This is a genomic window from Bradyrhizobium sp. Ken01 (assembly GCF_055807355.1).
This window is the reverse complement of sequence record NZ_JBVVPC010000019.1, coordinates 1-15,840: the sequence shown is the minus strand read 5'-3', so window position 1 is coordinate 15,840 and position 15,840 is coordinate 1. Positions and strand designations below refer to the sequence as shown.

13 protein-coding genes and 3 pseudogenes are annotated in these 15,840 nt (G+C 57.0%); 14 read left to right on the top strand and 2 right to left on the bottom strand.

Going from position 1 to position 15,840, the window contains the following annotated elements:
• Positions 1 to 71 precede the first annotated feature (71 nt).
• The 14 genes and pseudogenes from AC0L3S_RS19105 (at position 72) to AC0L3S_RS19040 (ending at position 13,818) form a co-directional block, all read left to right on the top strand.
• Complete coding sequence (locus AC0L3S_RS19105; protein WP_473280380.1) at positions 72 to 908, top strand: GNAT family N-acetyltransferase; 837 nt, start codon at positions 72 to 74, stop codon at positions 906 to 908.
• Positions 905 to 2,008, top strand: coding sequence for a DegT/DnrJ/EryC1/StrS family aminotransferase (locus tag AC0L3S_RS19100; protein ID WP_473280377.1), 1,104 nt, complete (start codon positions 905 to 907; stop codon positions 2,006 to 2,008). The genes AC0L3S_RS19105 and AC0L3S_RS19100 overlap by 4 nt, the downstream gene beginning before the upstream one ends.
• Positions 2,009 to 2,119: 111 nt before the next feature.
• Positions 2,120 to 3,076 (top strand): glycosyltransferase, encoded by a 957-nt coding sequence (locus AC0L3S_RS19095; protein ID WP_473280374.1) that lies wholly within the window; start codon positions 2,120 to 2,122, stop codon positions 3,074 to 3,076.
• Positions 3,073 to 4,206, top strand: a complete 1,134-nt coding sequence (locus tag AC0L3S_RS19090; RefSeq protein ID WP_473280371.1) for a hypothetical protein — start codon at positions 3,073 to 3,075, stop codon at positions 4,204 to 4,206. Before AC0L3S_RS19095 ends, AC0L3S_RS19090 begins: the two co-directional genes overlap by 4 nt.
• Positions 4,207 to 4,233: 27 nt before the next feature.
• Positions 4,234 to 5,043: a hypothetical protein gene (locus tag AC0L3S_RS19085; RefSeq protein ID WP_473280369.1), complete on the top strand. Its 810-nt coding sequence runs from the start codon at positions 4,234 to 4,236 to the stop codon at positions 5,041 to 5,043.
• Positions 5,044 to 5,209: 166 nt separating this feature from the next.
• The gene (locus AC0L3S_RS19080) at positions 5,210 to 6,130 is read left to right on the top strand and encodes a glycosyltransferase family 2 protein (RefSeq protein WP_473280367.1); all 921 of its coding nucleotides are present in this window, start codon (positions 5,210 to 5,212) and stop codon (positions 6,128 to 6,130) included.
• Positions 6,131 to 6,279: 149 nt separating this feature from the next.
• Positions 6,280 to 6,832: pseudogene (gene rfbC, locus AC0L3S_RS19075) on the top strand (dTDP-4-dehydrorhamnose 3,5-epimerase).
• A gap of 15 nt (positions 6,833 to 6,847) precedes the next feature.
• Positions 6,848 to 7,909, top strand: coding sequence for a dTDP-glucose 4,6-dehydratase (gene rfbB, locus AC0L3S_RS19070; protein WP_473280365.1), 1,062 nt, complete (start codon positions 6,848 to 6,850; stop codon positions 7,907 to 7,909).
• A gap of 109 nt (positions 7,910 to 8,018) precedes the next feature.
• Positions 8,019 to 8,516 (top strand): annotated as a pseudogene (locus AC0L3S_RS19065) (SDR family oxidoreductase); the annotation flags it as partial.
• A 53-nt stretch (positions 8,517 to 8,569) separates the two neighbouring features.
• A pseudogene (locus AC0L3S_RS19060) lies at positions 8,570 to 9,163 on the top strand (sugar nucleotidyltransferase); the annotation flags it as partial.
• A gap of 605 nt (positions 9,164 to 9,768) precedes the next feature.
• Positions 9,769 to 11,265, top strand: a complete 1,497-nt coding sequence (locus AC0L3S_RS19055) for a hypothetical protein (RefSeq protein ID WP_473280362.1) — start codon at positions 9,769 to 9,771, stop codon at positions 11,263 to 11,265.
• Positions 11,265 to 12,230, top strand: coding sequence for a glycosyltransferase family 2 protein (locus AC0L3S_RS19050; RefSeq protein ID WP_473280359.1), 966 nt, complete (start codon positions 11,265 to 11,267; stop codon positions 12,228 to 12,230). Before AC0L3S_RS19055 ends, AC0L3S_RS19050 begins: the two co-directional genes overlap by 1 nt.
• 645 nt (positions 12,231 to 12,875) lie before the next feature.
• On the top strand, positions 12,876 to 13,154 hold the full coding sequence (locus tag AC0L3S_RS19045) for an ElyC/SanA/YdcF family protein (RefSeq protein ID WP_473280602.1): 279 nt from the start codon (positions 12,876 to 12,878) through the stop codon (positions 13,152 to 13,154).
• Between the two features lie 217 nt (positions 13,155 to 13,371).
• A complete protein-coding gene (locus tag AC0L3S_RS19040; RefSeq protein ID WP_473280356.1) occupies positions 13,372 to 13,818 on the top strand; it encodes an NUDIX domain-containing protein in 447 nt (148 codons plus the stop codon).
• A 419-nt stretch (positions 13,819 to 14,237) separates the two neighbouring features.
• Here the strand turns inward: AC0L3S_RS19040 and AC0L3S_RS19035 are convergent, their stop codons facing one another.
• Together AC0L3S_RS19035 and AC0L3S_RS19030 are read right to left on the bottom strand one after the other, a co-directional pair.
• On the bottom strand, positions 14,238 to 15,212 hold the full coding sequence (locus AC0L3S_RS19035; protein ID WP_473280353.1) for an NAD-dependent epimerase/dehydratase family protein: 975 nt from the start codon (positions 15,210 to 15,212) through the stop codon (positions 14,238 to 14,240).
• A gap of 34 nt (positions 15,213 to 15,246) precedes the next feature.
• Positions 15,247 to 15,840, bottom strand: a 594-nt coding sequence (locus AC0L3S_RS19030; protein ID WP_473280352.1) for a polysaccharide biosynthesis protein, incomplete at its 5' end; no start/stop codon positions are given.

Genomic DNA, 15,840 nt, shown 5'->3' with positions numbered 1-15,840 from the left:
AGGACGAGGAAGCTTGGAACGCGATCGTTCTGCGATCCAGGACGGGTAATTTTCTGCATCTCCGACCCTATATGGACTATCACTCTGATCGCTTCATCGATCAGTCGCTGATCATTCTGCAGGGTGAGCAGCCTTGTGCGGTGTTCCCGGCGAGCTTGCACGGGGACGCTATCAGCAGTCACGGAGGGCTGACCTATGGCGGACTGCTCTCTACGAGCGACATGCGGTCCCATTCGACGCTCGAAGCCCTTGAGAAGATTGCGGCTCATTATTCGGCCGCCGGCCGGGACAAGCTGATCTACAAAGCCGTGCCTCACGTCTTTCATCGCTATCCGTCCGAGGAGGACTTATACGCCCTGTTCAGGATGGGCGCGCGACTGCAGCGCCGGGACATTTCATCGGTCGTCGAGATCGGCAAGGCGCCAAAGTATTCGAAGGGGCGGAAGTGGACGATCAACAAAGCCAAGAAAGCGAACCTCGTCGTGGCGGCGTCGGACAGGTTCGATGCCTTCTACGAACTGCTCTGGGACCAGGCGATTGAGCGAGGAAGGCAGGTAGTCCATTCGCTTCCCGAGTTGCAATTGCTAAAATCTCGATTTCCGGATCAGATCGGTTTATACGAAGCGAGAGCGGACGGTCTGCTTCAGGCCGGCGTCATTATCTTCGACTTTGGCATGACGGTGCACACGCAGTACATGGGATCAAGCGAACTGGGCCGAACGAACGGTGCGCTCGATCTTGTGATCTCGGAACTGGTCAATGAGGTCTATGCGGACAGACGTTACTTCAGCTTCGGTATTTCGACCGAGCAGGCGGGCCATTTTCTCAACGAAGGGCTCGCGGCGCAGAAGGAAGGCTTCGGAGGACGCGGTGTCGTCCACGATTTTTATGAGATGGATCTGAGATGACCATTCCGTTTCTAAGCCTGCAAGAGGCCAATGCCCCTTACATGGATGAGCTCAAAGCTGCGGCATCCCGTGTGATCGAGTCGGGGTGGTACATTCTCGGCGAGGAGCTTAATTCGTTCGAGCGTGAATTCGCGGCCTATTGCAAGTCTCGCTTTTGCATCGGCGTGGGGAACGGCCTTGATGCTCTGACGCTAACGCTGCGCGCTTATATGCAGCTCGGTAAGATTTCCGAGGGCGACGAGATCATCGTGCCCGCCAACACGTTCATCGCCACCATTCTGGCGATCACGCAGAATCGCTTGCGGCCCGTTCTCGTCGAGCCGGATCCGCTCACCTTCAACATCGATCCTCAGCGCGTATCACGGGCAATAGGTCCGAGGACGCGCGCGATCATGGCCGTGCATCTCTATGGGCAATTGGCGGCCATGCCGGAGTTGCTCCAAATTGCTCGTGCGCGCGGCATCCTGTTGATCGAGGATGCAGCGCAGGCCCATGGCGCGATGCACGGTGGTGTGAAGGCAGGCGCGTTGGGCGACGCTGCCGCCTTCAGTTTCTTCCCGACCAAAAATCTGGGCGCGCTCGGCGACGCCGGTGCGATCTTGACGAACGACGAAGGGTTGGCGGAACGCCTTCGCGCGCTGCGAAACTACGGCTCGAAAGTCAAATATTACCACGAGTGCGAAGGGATCAATTCTCGACTGGACGAGATTCAGGCGGCTCTCTTGCGCGTCAAGTTGAAATATCTTGACAACGAGATTACGTCTCGCCGCAGGATCGCCACCGCCTACCTTAACGGCATAAAGAACCCGAGAATTCGGCTGCCCTTTGTCGCTGGCGATCCCGACACCCACGTCTGGCATGTCTTCGTCGTGCAATGCGAGGAGCGTGAGGAGTTGCAGCGTTATCTTGCATCCAGCGATATCCAAACGCTGATACACTACCCGGTAGCGCCTCACTTACAAGCGGCCTATCCAGGCCTCAAAGATCTATCCCTTCCGATATCCGAAAGACTGCATCGCGAGGTCCTCAGCCTTCCCCTCGGACCGACGCTGCGGCCCGAGCAGGTCAGCAAGGTCATATCCGTATGCTGCAATTTCTGAAATTTGGTAAGAAGGCTGACATCGTCACCGCTGTGGGCGCCGCAGTCGGTTTGCTGGCCGTTCTGCTCAGCGTCTAGCTCGTCGCCCGCAACGCAGGGAAAGGTCCCCGTGATGAGTGCCAGTCCCGATCACGTCGCAACGGGCAGACCGAACTATCCTCCATTGGTGTCATTTCTCATTCCTGCCTTTAACCACGAGCGGTTTATCGGGAAATGCCTAGACAGCGTTCTGTTCGACAAATATGGAAACAAGCAGCTGGTGATCGTCAATGACGGCTCGAGCGATCGGACGGGGAAAATTATCTCAGAGTGGATCTCGCAGCACGAATCCTTGCTGGATATCCGCTACGTGGATCGCGAGAACCGGGGCATTGCCGCAACGTTGAACGAACTCACAGCGCTGGCCAGCGGAGACTTTCTGCGGTTGGGCGCGAGTGACGACTATTTCCTGGCCGAAGGCACGACCGCGCAGGTCGCTTATCTCGAAGCCAATCCGAATAAGCTCGCGGTCGTCGGCGACTCGATTGTGATCGATGATCAAGAACGGATCGTCCATGATAGCGCAATGGTCGGTCTGTTCCACGTTGACAAATCTCGCTACCGGACAGATGAGGGAATTCGGCGTGAAATCATCTGCCGATGGGCGATCGGCGGTCCCGTCCCGCTGCTTCGAAAGAAGGGGCTCGACGCCGCCGAGGGCTGGAACGAGAATCTTTTAATCGACGATTGGGATTTCTTCCTTCGTCTTGCCGCGCTGGACTTAGTTGGCTTCATCGACTTCAAGGTCGGTGCCTACCGGGTTCACGGGGCGAACGTGAGCAAGACGAAGGACACTGCGAAGCGGATCGCCAACCTTCGCAATATGGCCGAGGCCGTCAGCCGGAACCTCGCTTTGTTCAACGGCCAGTACAGGACGATGCTCAAGGCGCAGGGCCGGCTGATCGCGGCAAAGATCGCCTACCTCGAAAGTCGCTATGTCAAATCGACTTGGAATGTCCTGATGTTTGGTGGACTGAGCGCCATCGCCTCTCGTGGTTCGCCGAGCGATCAATCGGGGGAGGGGCAGTGAGCGAGGCGCTGCGCTATCCGTCATTCTATCTCGCGTTCCCGATCTTGCTGGCGTTGTCGGTGATGGTCGTGAGTTTTGAGTTCTCTGTTGGTATGCTCGGAGGTGTGCTGTTCTTCACGGCGGCCGCCGTCTCCATTGTCTTGCTCGACTTCGTCCTTGGTATTCGTCTGCCGCCGCTGGGGGCCCTGGAAGGTATGGACTTTTGGGGGACGCGTGAAGGAGAGGTCGCTGCGGCACTCTGCTGTGTCGTCACCGCGTTTTGCGTAATCGACCTCAGCGTATTTCCGATCCCGCTTATCGTCGATCCGTCATCCTATGCAACCTTCGAAGGCGGACGCAATCATGTGCGCCACATCTCGAATTTAAGCTGGATATTGCCGCCGCTCGCATTGCTCTGTTTCAGGAGCCGGGCCGTACGCGTTGTGCTGATAGTCGTCGGTCTGACGTTTCCTATCCTAGTGATTGATCGAAACCGTCTGTTTGCAGCCCTGTTTTCTCTGGTGCTCACGCTTCTGTTGCGACAGAAGAAGTCGCTGCTGTTTTCCTGGAAGGTCATCGTGCCCCTGCTGCTCGGCGGGCTGGCAACTTTCTCGTTGCTCGGAGCGATTCGCACCGGGAGTCTGGATGGTGGCGTTTTGCCGGTAAGTGGCTTCTTCCGGGTGGCTCCGCAAGGAGTGAAGTGGCTGTTATTGTACGTGAGCGCGGGCGTTTATAACTTCTCTTCCATCCTGGCGAAGGGTTATCACAACGCCGGCTTCTTGGTCGGTCAGCTCGTCCCGCTCAGCGGTTCGGTGGCTACGCTCGGGACGGACATACCGCTGGATGCGCCGACGATTAATGTCGGCACGGAATTCTTTCCATTTCTGATGGCGCTCGGATGGGGTGGCGCGCTCGCCAGCGTTCTCGGGCTCTACGGCATGCTGCTGTGGAGCATCGTGCTCTTGCGTGGGGGCATGTCAGTCTGGCGCCTGCTTATTTTCCTCCGCATTTCGTACGTGTCCGTAATGTCTCCCTTTGCCCCGCAGGCCTTTACTTGGACGAATTTCGGCTTTGTGGCGATCTGTTTGATGATCCCGATCGCCGCGCACTTTCTCCCTTGCAGTGCGAACGAACGGCTGAAGGTGAGCTGATCAATGGTGGTTCAAGGGAGTGCGTCGATGCTGACAGAACATACTACTAGGGGGGGCCGGTTCGAGCCGATGGATCACGTCCGTCTCTTCACGCGGCAATGGAGATGGATCACAGCGACCTTCGTGATCGTGTCCTTACTCACGATCGTGCCGCTCAGCCGAGTGAAGCCACAGTGGGAAGCTCAGGCCACCATCCGAATTGGCCAGCTCTATGATGCGTTGGCAGCTGTGAGCCGGCCGATCGAGCCGCTTCAGGAAGTGCTAGAGCGAATGCGCGTAACTTCGCAGCAGGCAGGGCTCGAAAGTACAAGGATCGAATCCATTCCGGGGACCGGGCTGATCCGCATCACGGCGCGGGACTCCAGCTCGGAAAAGGCGATACGTCTGGTAGCAACGCCCGTCGACCACCTAAGATCCGTCCACGAAGAACTCGCACGGGCGGCCCGCTCGGAAGCCGATCTCCTGGCCGAGGAGTACAGGGAGGAGCTTGCCGGCCTGCGCGAAGTACAGGCCAGCCTCCAGAAGGCTTTCTCGTCTGCGACCGGTCCGGGTGCGAATGAGGCTCAAGCGGCTCTGGCCGCAATTGCGCCGGCGATGGAAAAAAATGCAAAGGAGATAGCGGAGGTGACGCGCCAGAGATTTTTCCTGATTCGTCGCAACGGGTTCCAGTCAGCTCCCACCGAGATGATGGGCGAGGTTTCATCAGTCAGGATCGCATCAACGAGCAAGGGGCTCGTCGTGTTCTTCGGCATCATTATGGGTCTCGCTGCCGGGTTGATAGTCGGCCTGCTGCGCGACCACGTCATCAGGATGCGATCTCAACGACTGTCCCCCTAGCTATGAGCAACCTTGGGGATCTGGTCCTGTGTCGCCCGAACAGGCGCACACAAGCGCGTGGAAAGCTCGCGGTGGTTTGGTAAACAGGCCTATTCGATTTCCGCCCCGAACGGACCAATCCGGAGTGAGTTCCAAAGGCGGCGCGTCAATAGGATTTCAGTTGTCAATGCAACTCAAAGTCACGATCCTGCTTGCGGCTAGAAATGGCGCGGAGTTCATCCGCGAGCAGCTCGAATCTTATCGCGCCCAGACCTATTCGAATTGGGAGCTGATCGTTTCTGATGACGGGTCGACCGATTGCACGCTGGAGCTCATCGAAGAATTCTCGAAATCCGTATCGCAGAAAGTGACGATCTGTGATGGTCCGAGGCTCGGTTTCTGGCAAAACTTTGCATCGATGGTCCGAAGCCTCGACGTTGTGGGCGACCTGTTCGCCTACAGCGATCAGGACGACATTTGGTTCGCTCACAAGTTGGCGGATGCTGTCGCGTGGTTCGAACGGGTTCCGGAAGACAAGCCGGCCGTCTTCTTCACGCGGACCCAGCTGGTCACCCGCGAGGGAGCTCCAATGGGGTATTCGCGAAAGTTTGGCCGAGCGCCGGGATTTGCTAATGCGCTCGTGCAGAACATGGGCGGCGGAAACACCATGGTATTCAACCGCGCGGCGCAATTGGTGCTTCAGAAAAGTCCGGCGGACGCGGAGATGATCGCGCACGATTGGTGGACGTACCAGATGATTACGGGAGTTGGAGGGCTCGTGCACTATGATGCTCGGCCCAGTCTAGCCTACCGGCAGCATGGGGAAAACACGTTCGGCAAAAATGTCGGCCTTCAGGCGCGTCTGACGAGAGCAGTTGGACTTGCTTCTGGACAGATGGCCATATGGAACGAGGTCAACTTGAGCTCGCTCAATCGCGTCCGCGGCGAACTGATTCCGGCAAATGCTGTAATCCTTGATCGCTTCGCCAAGGCACGAGCCGCTTGGCTGCCCGTTCGAATATGGCTACTTTGGCGATCAGGTGTCTACCGGCAAACGGCCGTCGAAAATCTAGCGCTTTACCTCGCCGCCGTCTTTGGTCGGCTTTGATGGGCGGCGTCGAGCTTTCCCGTTTGGAGCCGGACACCAGGGTCGGTCCGCGTGGATAAGGACTTTAAGGGGGGCGAAAAGTTTTTGCGAGTGGGTCAGGCCATCAGGCCCAGGATGACTGAACGCGTTCAACCTCAGGGACGGCAGCAATGAAGATCGAACGCTTGAGCATCCCGGACGTGTTGCCGGTGACGCCGCTCTGGCACACCGACGAGCGTGGCTCGGTTTCGGAAACTTTTCGGGCGGATCTTCTCGCCGCCCATGGCGTCGATGTGGCCTTTGTGCAGGATAATCACGTGCTGTCGAAGAGCAGGGGAGTCGTTCGCGGCTTGCACTATCAGCTCGCGCCTCGTGCTCAGGGTAAGCTCGTGAGGAGTTCGAAAGGAGCCATTCTCGACATTGCGGTAGACCTTCGCGAAACGTCTCCGACCTATGCGAAGCACGTCGCCATCGAGCTGTCCGAGGCCAATTGGCAGCAGCTGTGGCCCGCCCGGTTTTGCCCACGGCTACGCCACGCTAGACGATAATTGCGAGGTCATTTATAAGACTACCGACTACTATTCGCCGGGTCATGAACGCGGAATCGTGTGGGACGATCCCGCACTGCAGATTGATTGGCGGATCTCGGCGACCGGGGCGACCTTATCAGACAAGGATCGTAATCTTCCCCGTCTGAACGAGCTGGCACGGCGCTCCAACTAGAGCTATAGGACGATCATGCGGGTTCTTATTACTGGGGGTGCAGGGTTCATCGGATCGGAAGTCTGCCGTCATTTCATTTCTTGTGTTGGACTCGATGTCGTCGTGCTGGATAACCTGAGTTATGCAGGCAATCTGGCTTCGCTCGCTCCAGTTTCGAGCAGTCCGCGCTACGCCTTTGAAAAGGGCGACATCTGCGACTGGGAGACCGTGGATTCCGTTTTGAGGAAGTATGAGCCGGCCGCGGTTATTCACCTCGCGGCCGAGAGCCATGTCGACCGCTCGATCGCACAGTCAGAGGTTTTCGTGCGAACGAATGTGCTTGGGACATATACGCTACTTGATGCCTCGCGTCGTTATGTCGAGCGCAGCCCGGCGAGCATTGCTCAGTCGTTTCGTTTTGTGCACGTTTCGACTGATGAGGTATTTGGATCTTTGGGGCCTGAGGGTACCTTCAGCGAAACAACGCCTTATGATCCAAGCTCTCCATATTCCGCGAGTAAGGCCGGATCGGACCATTTGGCGAAGGCGTGGCACCGCACCTATGGCCTGCCCGTCATCGTTTCAAACTGCTCGAACAATTATGGGCCTTACCAATTTCCAGAAAAACTCATCCCCTTGATGATCCTGAACGGGCTCGAGGGTAAGGCTTTACCTGTTTACGGAAATGGATTGAACATTCGCGATTGGCTCTACGTGGAGGATCACGCTCGCGCACTCGCAGCTATTCTGGCGAAGGGCCGGCCGGGTCAGACCTACAATGTCGGCGGGCGAAACGAAAAGACCAACCTGGACGTGGTGCAGCAGATCTGCACTCTGCTGGACCGGCTTCGCCCGACCAGTGTGTCCCACCATCAGTTCATCTCGTTTGTCACAGATCGCCCGGGTCACGATCTGCGCTATGCAATCAATGCGACGAAGCTGGAGAGCGAGCTGGGCTGGCGCGCCAACGAGACGTTCGAAACTGGCATCGATAAAACGGTGCGCTGGTACATGGAGCGTGCTGATTGGTGGCGGCCGTTGCGGGAACGAGTTTACAGCGGCGCGCGGCTGGGTCTTCTCGGGCAGGACGCCTCATGAGGCTTTTGGTCGCCGGTCGCGAAGGCCAGATCGCCCGTTCGTTGCGTGAATCGGCTGCCAAAGAGAACGTCTCATCCTGCAATGTATCGGACGTCCTGATGCAGATCTGTTGCGGCCCGGAAGTGCAACGGCGGCTATTTTCAAGTTCCGCCCCGACATTGTCGTTAACGCGGCGGCCTATACCGCCGTCGACAAGGCAGAAGACGAACCCGATCTCGCGTTTACGATCAACTGCAACGGCGCACAGGAAGTTGCGGTCGCAGCAGCAAGCTGCGGCGTTCCCATTATCCATTTCTCGACCGACTATGTCTTCAATGGAATGAAGTCCAGCGCTTATAATGAACAGGACATTCCGAATCCACAGAACGTCTACGGTCGTTCGAAGCTGGCAGGCGAACGAGCCGTGATGTCGGCGAATGCGCAACACCTCGTGCTACGAACGTGCTGGGTATACGCGCCGTTTGGCACCAATTTCGTCGGGACGATCTGGCGGAAACTACTCGAGGGGCAGCTCAGGATCGTCAACGACCAAACGGGTTGTCCAACTTATGCCCCGGACCTAGCTGATGCGACGATCGCGCTGGCGCGCCGCATGATGCGGTTTGGCTGGCGGCCCGAATATTCCGGGATCACACACATCGCGGGTCCTGACGCTCTCAATTGGCACCCGATTTTGTCGAGGGAGCGCGCTCGGCTCTCATTCTGGGCGATAACATATTCTTCGGCCAGGGGATCCAGCGCCTGCTCGCCAACGCCGCCGCTCGAACGAGTGGAGCGAGCATCTTCGCTTACAGAGTAGTTGATCCAAATCGCTATGGTGTGGTGGATTTCGACGAACAGGGCAGGGCCCGTTCCATCGAGGAGAAGCCGCAAAACCCCAGATCGAACTTCGCGGTCACTGGTCTTTATTTTTACGATGAGCGAGTGGCGAGCCTGGCTTCGGGCATCAGGCCTTCGGCCCGTGGCGAGCTGGAGATCACCGATTTGAACAACCTATATCTCGAGCGCGGCGAACTGCACGTCGAACGATTGGGCCGCGGCTTCGCCTGGTTGGATGCTGGCACGCCCGCGAGTCTGCTCGATGCCGCAGAATTTGTGGCGACAATCGAAAGACGGCAGGGGTTCCGAATAGCTTGCCCCGAGGAGGTCGCCTTCAATCAGGGCTATATCGACCGGGCTCAACTCGAGCGACTGGCTACTAACATGGGCAAGGGCGATTACGCTTCCTACCTGCATAATCTGGCGAACGCTTAAGGCGCCTTGCAATCAATACCGAATGGATACTGAGTTGAAAGCCAAATCAGCTCATCCGGCGGGCTGGTGCCCACGCGTGGTCCTCACCATTAAGCGGCGCTCCCAGGATCGATCTTGGCGCAACGTACCATCGTGCAAGAGGTAACGCCATTCCGTGCGTCAGCAGTGATCGGTACATTAGTGAGTATTTGCGGCATCAATCCGCTCCACAAAAGAAATGAACCGGGGCGGCAGCTCCGACGAAGCTCAATTGGCGATCGCGAAAACTACGCCGCAAGCTAGTGCCGAGATCGGAGCCCACCACAGGCCTATCGACGCTACGCCTCAGTCGCAAACAGAGAAGAGTTCATGTAACCCATCGAGTTGCAAAGCGATTGACAGAGGGAAGTCGTAGGGATTGACACCAGAGACTTGAGAAACGACACCTGGGAAAAGAGGTATGGGGGTCGAAAAGAACGAATTGTAGATGTCCAATGCGCTGGACTGAAAAATGACGTTTTCCGGCGCTGGCCGTTTGCCGAGCTGCCTCAAGACAGTATAAGGGCAATTCAATTTGCACATGGGTTGTCGGCGGGTCCGGCAAGTGGTTAGACGGCTATCCAACAATGAAAGTTGACCGACTTCAGCTCTGTGGTCGCCCAGACATCCACGATTTCATAGGTCTCCTCGTCTTTTTGGGCTGCATTCTACTCTTCTCTTATTGGTTTTTGCACGGGGAACGGATTCAGCACAATTCCGGTCTCGGCTGGGATGGCGCGGCCTATGCAGACTGGGCCCAGCGCGACACAATTGAAGTATTGCGCAGCCGCACAATTTCCGAATACTACGTAGGGCGCATCCTCCCATCGCTGGTCGTGCACTTCCTAAGTGAGTGGTTGCGTTACGACATCAGCGGTACCGCTAACGTAATCCGAGCGTTCTTCCTCCTGAACTGCGCGCTTCTCTGTTGCGGTGTGGGCTTGATCTTCTCCATCGCGCACTACTTCCAATGGCGACGCAACATCTCTTATCTCGCAATCTCCGGCTTCCTGTTCAATTATGCGGTGCTAACCAATCTTTCGTACAATCCGACGCTCACCGACATGTCGGGCTATGTGTTGGGCTTGGCGATCGTTCATGCCTATCTGCGCCGCAATATGCTCTCGCTCTGGCTCTTCAGCTTCCTCTGCGGATTTGTTTGGCCGACTATGATCTACGGCTCCTTTCTTTTGATCGCCTTTGGGCATGCCAAGTTGGAAACGAGACCCACCCCGCGTCACGCACATCTTTTGGCGCTGGCCGGTGGTGTTTTTCTGCTCGGGCTATCGGCGTGGCTCTATTTTGTTAAAGGGCTCCGTCAAACGCCCGGTACGACGGAGATCAGGCTCGCATTCCTACCGCTCTGCGCGGTCCTCTATGTAGGATACCTCTACTTTGCGGAGCTTCCGCTCATCAACATTCCAGCGAAATTGCGCGCGTTGCGGGACGTTAACTGGCGGCATATGGTGGCGGCACTCGTCCTTCTCATCGCAGCCAAATGGTTGAGCACCCATTTTTCGGACCGGACGACCGGGCCGCTCACGATCGTCAGTTATATTGGGCTTCTCACCCAGGCCTCGCTGGCCAATCCATTGGTAAACGTTGTCGCGCACGCCATGCACTACGGTCCGTTCTATCTGCTGGCGTTGTTTTTGTGGCCCCGAGTCGTCGCCGTAGGACGGGCCGAAGGTCTTGGCCTCACTCTGTTCACGATGCTGTTCGCGGCGCTCTCGGTAGGGTCGGAATCTCGCCAATTCCTGAATGCCTGGCCCGCGCTGATCGTGCTCGTCTGCCAGGCGCTCAATCAACTTGATGAACGCTATCGCATCGATTGGTGGTTCACCTATTCCATTGCTGGTATGGGATTCCTTCTCTCGCGCTGCTGGATTTCCATCAATGTCGGCCCCTGGACCGGTGATTTCCAGCACTTTCCCGACCAGATGCTCTATATGTACACGGGCCCCTGGATGTCGAACCAGATGTATCAGGTCTTTCTAGCGGTCACGCTGATTTGCAGTCTCGCGATCGCTGCATTGCTGCGCAAGCTTCCGATTCAACCATCCCACTCTTGGGCTAAGTCGTGATGGCTAAAACCTTATCCGTCGTCGTGCCGATCTACTTCAACGAGCAGGCGCTGCCGGATCTCTTCAGCAAGTTGCGCTATGTCGAAGACAAGCTCGAGAAGCAGGGTGTCAAGCTCGAGCTCATCTTCGTTGATGATGGTTCGGGGGACAATTCTCTGGCCTTGTTGCGACAATTCAAATTGGTCCGTCCAACAACGATGGTCATCAAGCTCGCACGCAACTTTGGCGCGATTAGCGCCGTCAAGGTCGGAATCGACCACCTTTCCGGGGATGCGTTTCTCTTCCTGGCCGCCGATCTGCAAGACCCGCCCGATCTTATCCCCGAGATGGTGGCCCATTGGCTCAGTGGGAAGAAGTATGTCATTTGCGAGCGCACAGATCGAGAGGATCCTCTGAGCTCAAGAATGTTCTCGGTCATCTATTACAAGCTGCTTCGCAAATTCGTGGCGCCATCATATCCTAAGCAAGGCTTTGACCTGGCTCTGATGGATAAGGCATTCCTGCCGTACCTGCGGGAAAGCGGCAAGCACGTCAATTTCCCGTTGTTCCCGTTTTGGCTGGGATTTACTCCAGAGAAGATCAAATACAAGCGGCTCGCGCGAAAGCACGGAAAGTCCCGTTGGACGTTCGGCAAGAAGTGGAAGCTTCTGATCGATTCGATCTTCTCGTTCTCGTTCGCGCCGGTGCGAATTATTTCCGGCATCGGCCTGTTTGTGTCGGTTGCGAGCTTTGGTTACGGCGCATTAGTTGTCGTCAGCGCTCTGGTCGGCAAGATCGCTGTGCCCGGATTCGCCACGCTCGCGGCACTCATGTCGTTCTTACTCGGGCTTATAATCCTCATGCTGGGCATCATCAGCGAGTATGTTTGGCGTATTTTCGACGAGGTAAATCGACATCCCTATGCGGTAATTGATCAGATCGTTGACGGGCCGTCCGAGGAACAGCATTCGTCCCAGGCGAATTGAATGTGAATCCGACATTGGCCTTGAAGAAGTGCGGTGTAGCTTCGGTTTCTGTGTCAGCCCAAGACTCCGATCGTGAGCTGTCGACGTTGCTTCTCCTAAGGAGCTCGCTTCCGTGAAGGAATGACAATTCGATGCTTTGCTTCACTTAGGGATATTGAGATGATCCGCCCGATTGAAGCTTTCAGAGGAATGCCAGCGAGCAGCTGAGGAGATCGGCGCCGAATTGCAGATGTCGCCGCGTACGACCGGTATGCGCCTGTGTACTAGGATTCTGTATGCGAGCTCCTCGTGGGGGCATCTAGATTCGCCGGTGTACACATATGTCGAAAGTCCTCAGTGTATCGTGTGCCTCGGAGCTTCTGGAGTCTCGTCGTAGGTGACAGCGCTGACAATTAACAATCCTGCAACGATAGCGAGCACGATGAGTGCTGTTTTCATGTGTCTCTTTCGCCTCCCGCCGCTCCCGGGTCGATTGGCGCGGCAATCAGGATGGTATCAGTATCGAGTCGGTGATGATTGCCGCGACGGCTGTCGCACGCAACAGTTTTTGTTGAAGTCTGCTTTTCGCGCAGGGTCAATCAGCGACGGTTTTGGTTGTCGCATGCGGGGTTAAGCGTCCTGAACCCCGTTTTTGCTTGAGAGCGGATCTCCTTCGATAGCTTTCGACGTTCATCTCAGGGAGAAAAAGGAGCACGAAATACCGTAGAAAATGCCGTTTCGACGAAGGCCACCGCATACCCCAAACCTGCGACGTTCACTTCGGCATATCACATGCGGCGCTCTGTCGGCCTGTTCCCAGGTGCAGGTTGGGTCCGGTCCGTGGCTTACCCCACGGACTTGGTGACGGGCGACGCTTATGTGTTTTGGGTGGCTAGTCCTTCGCTCGCGTCGGGTCGCACCGATTTGTGCGCAGAAAATGGATAGTTACTCGTCGATTGATACCCCACAGAAACACGAATGCATTCCGTCATGATCCAGCGTGAAGTTGCCGGTAGAATGTTAGGGGGATCAATCGGTCTGGGATGCGAAGGGAGCTGAGAGAGCACTTATTTCAGGCGTCGAGCGTCAGTTAGTCTTGGAACTGCTCGGAACGATAGCTAGGCTTGAGTGGGAAGCGTATGCTGAGTGAAGTTCAAAGCTGATGTACTACGGCCGTCGCATGCTAGGGGTTTCCATTCAAGAGTACTCGTCAGCAATCCTGATCGACACCTTCGGGCGCTTCCTGTTGCAGCGCCGGGATATGAAGGCCGGCATCATGTGGCCCGGCAAGATCTCACTGTTCGGCGGCCGACGAGAAGCTGGAGAGAGTCGCCTGGATTGTATTGTTCGTGAGATTGCTGAAGAGACCAGTTATTCTCTCGGTTCCGAACGGTTTTGCCGTCTAGCGAGTCTATACTCGCCTGGCTTGAACGATATTGGCGGTTACGTAAGAGCCGAAATCTATATTGCGGTGGCCGTTCCGGCCGAACGTCTTAGAATTACCGAAGGCAAGCTTTTGATCGTAAATTCGGAGAGCCTACGGTCAGTCAAAACTGAGCTCGAACCCGTGACATCAATGGCGTTGCGCCACTTTCTGGCGCGCGCCTGAAAGTCTTGCTATTGATTTAGTGTCGTTGACCGAGGTGCGCCGGACTTCGTACATATCTGATCGGCCGATTGGGCTTGGCACCCGCTAATTCGGCGATTCATTGACGAGGCCAATCGATCGGCTTGACGACCCAGCTACCGAGGCACCGGAACCTAACTGGCCCTTGGACCGATCTTCTGCGCGACCACCAGCCGATCTCGCAGCTGCAGCGAGAAGGTAGTTCGACGGAAGGAGTTCAGGAGGTTAGAGCAGATCTGCTCGCGGCAGGCGGGTCTCGCGACGACTGACCTTTGAGCGAGATGCCCTGTTGAAGGTGGCCGAGGATCGGCGGCGAGCCGCAGATGCAATCGAGGCGAAATTGAATCGAACTAGTGCCGTGCTCCCTAAAGTGCGGTGATGCATCTGCTGAAATTGGCAAGTCACCGATGATAGTGCGAGTGAGCCCCTCCCACCTTTCGAGACGACAGCGCAAGGGCCAAGCCTTCGTCAATGGAAATCTGCGGCCTCCATCCAGTTTCGATGGCTTTGGAGATGTTCAGCTTTAGCGAGCCGAGCAGGCTATCATGCGTGTCTTGTCGGCCAAGCGCTTTAAAGAGGAAGCTCAACAAGTCGGGGTGCGCGCGGAAGAGCCACGGGCTCTTGCCAGATGCTCTTCCCAAGCTCTCGATGAATTCGGGCGTGGAGATTTGCTGACCGTCAGCCACCAGGAAGATCTCGAAATTGCTCGTAGGATCGGGGTGGGCCAGCCGCCGAAGAATAAAAGATGAGAGGTTTTGTACGGCCAGGAAGGCTCGCTGATTACGAATCGCCGCAAAGGGTAGTGGCAGCCCCAAGTTCACTGCACGTGCCAGCAGGGCAAAGTTCCCTTTAGCGCCGGCACCGTACACCAACGGCGGTCTAATTATCGAGATACGCATAGCGCTATCGCGTGCGAGCATTCTGAGCCCCCTCTCGGCCGCGGCCTTAGACATTCCGTAAAGGCCGACAGGGGTAAGGTCGTCTTCTTCATCGAAGGGGGCGCGACCGTCATTGCTGCGGCCATGTACGAGCACGGTGCTGAGGAAGATGAAGTGGCGCACTCCAGCTTTTGCCGCGCTGCGAGCGAGGTTTAGTGTGCCTTCGATGTTGACGTCGCGGTACAACCTAGCCGCGTGCTCATCGTGCTTGTGATGCACTCGCGCGGCCAGATGAATGACGGCACCGACACCCGCCAGCGCAGGCCCCCAGTCGGTTCCGGGACCTATCGATTTAAGTAAAATCTCGTGTTCCATCTTCGCCGGTTTTCGAACGGTACCCCGGACTTCCCATCCCTCTCGCAGGAGCGCGGGTGCAAGGTGTCGCCCGATGAAACCGTTGGCGCCGGTGAGCAGCACAATCTGTTTAACGTCGCTCATCGTTCGCTTATCCCCGTGCATCAGCATGTCATGGTCAGGCCGCGCTCGACCCGAATTCCGGAACCGCATCCTTCAGGATGGCCCTGATGGTGGCCCGATCGTCGCGCGCGATCGCCTGGTCCAGCGCCGCAATCCATTTGCGCAGCGTCTGCATCGGCGGCTCGTTCGGCTGCGCGGCCATGATGCCGGCGACGCCGATCTCGCGGGTCGGTTCCTCAGAGGCGAACAGGATTTCGTGCAGGCGTTCGCCGGGCCGCATGCCCGTGAACACGATTTCGATGTCGTAGCCGGGTTGCAAGCCCGAGAGACGAATCATGCGCTCGGCGAGATCGACGATCTTCACCGGCTGGCCCATGTTGAGCACATAGACCGACACGTCCGAACGCTGCGTTCCGAGCGCATGCGTTGCCGCCGTGATGACGAGATCGCAGGCCTCACGGATGGTCATGAAGTAGCGGACCATGTCGGGATGCGTGACCGTCACGGGACCGCCGGCATCGATCTGGGCCTTGAACTTCGGCACCACCGAGCCGTTCGACGCCAGCACGTTGCCGAACCGGACCGAGATCAGCCGCATCGACCGCCTGGCGCCGCCGTGACCCGCCGCAAGATCATGGTCGAGCGCCTG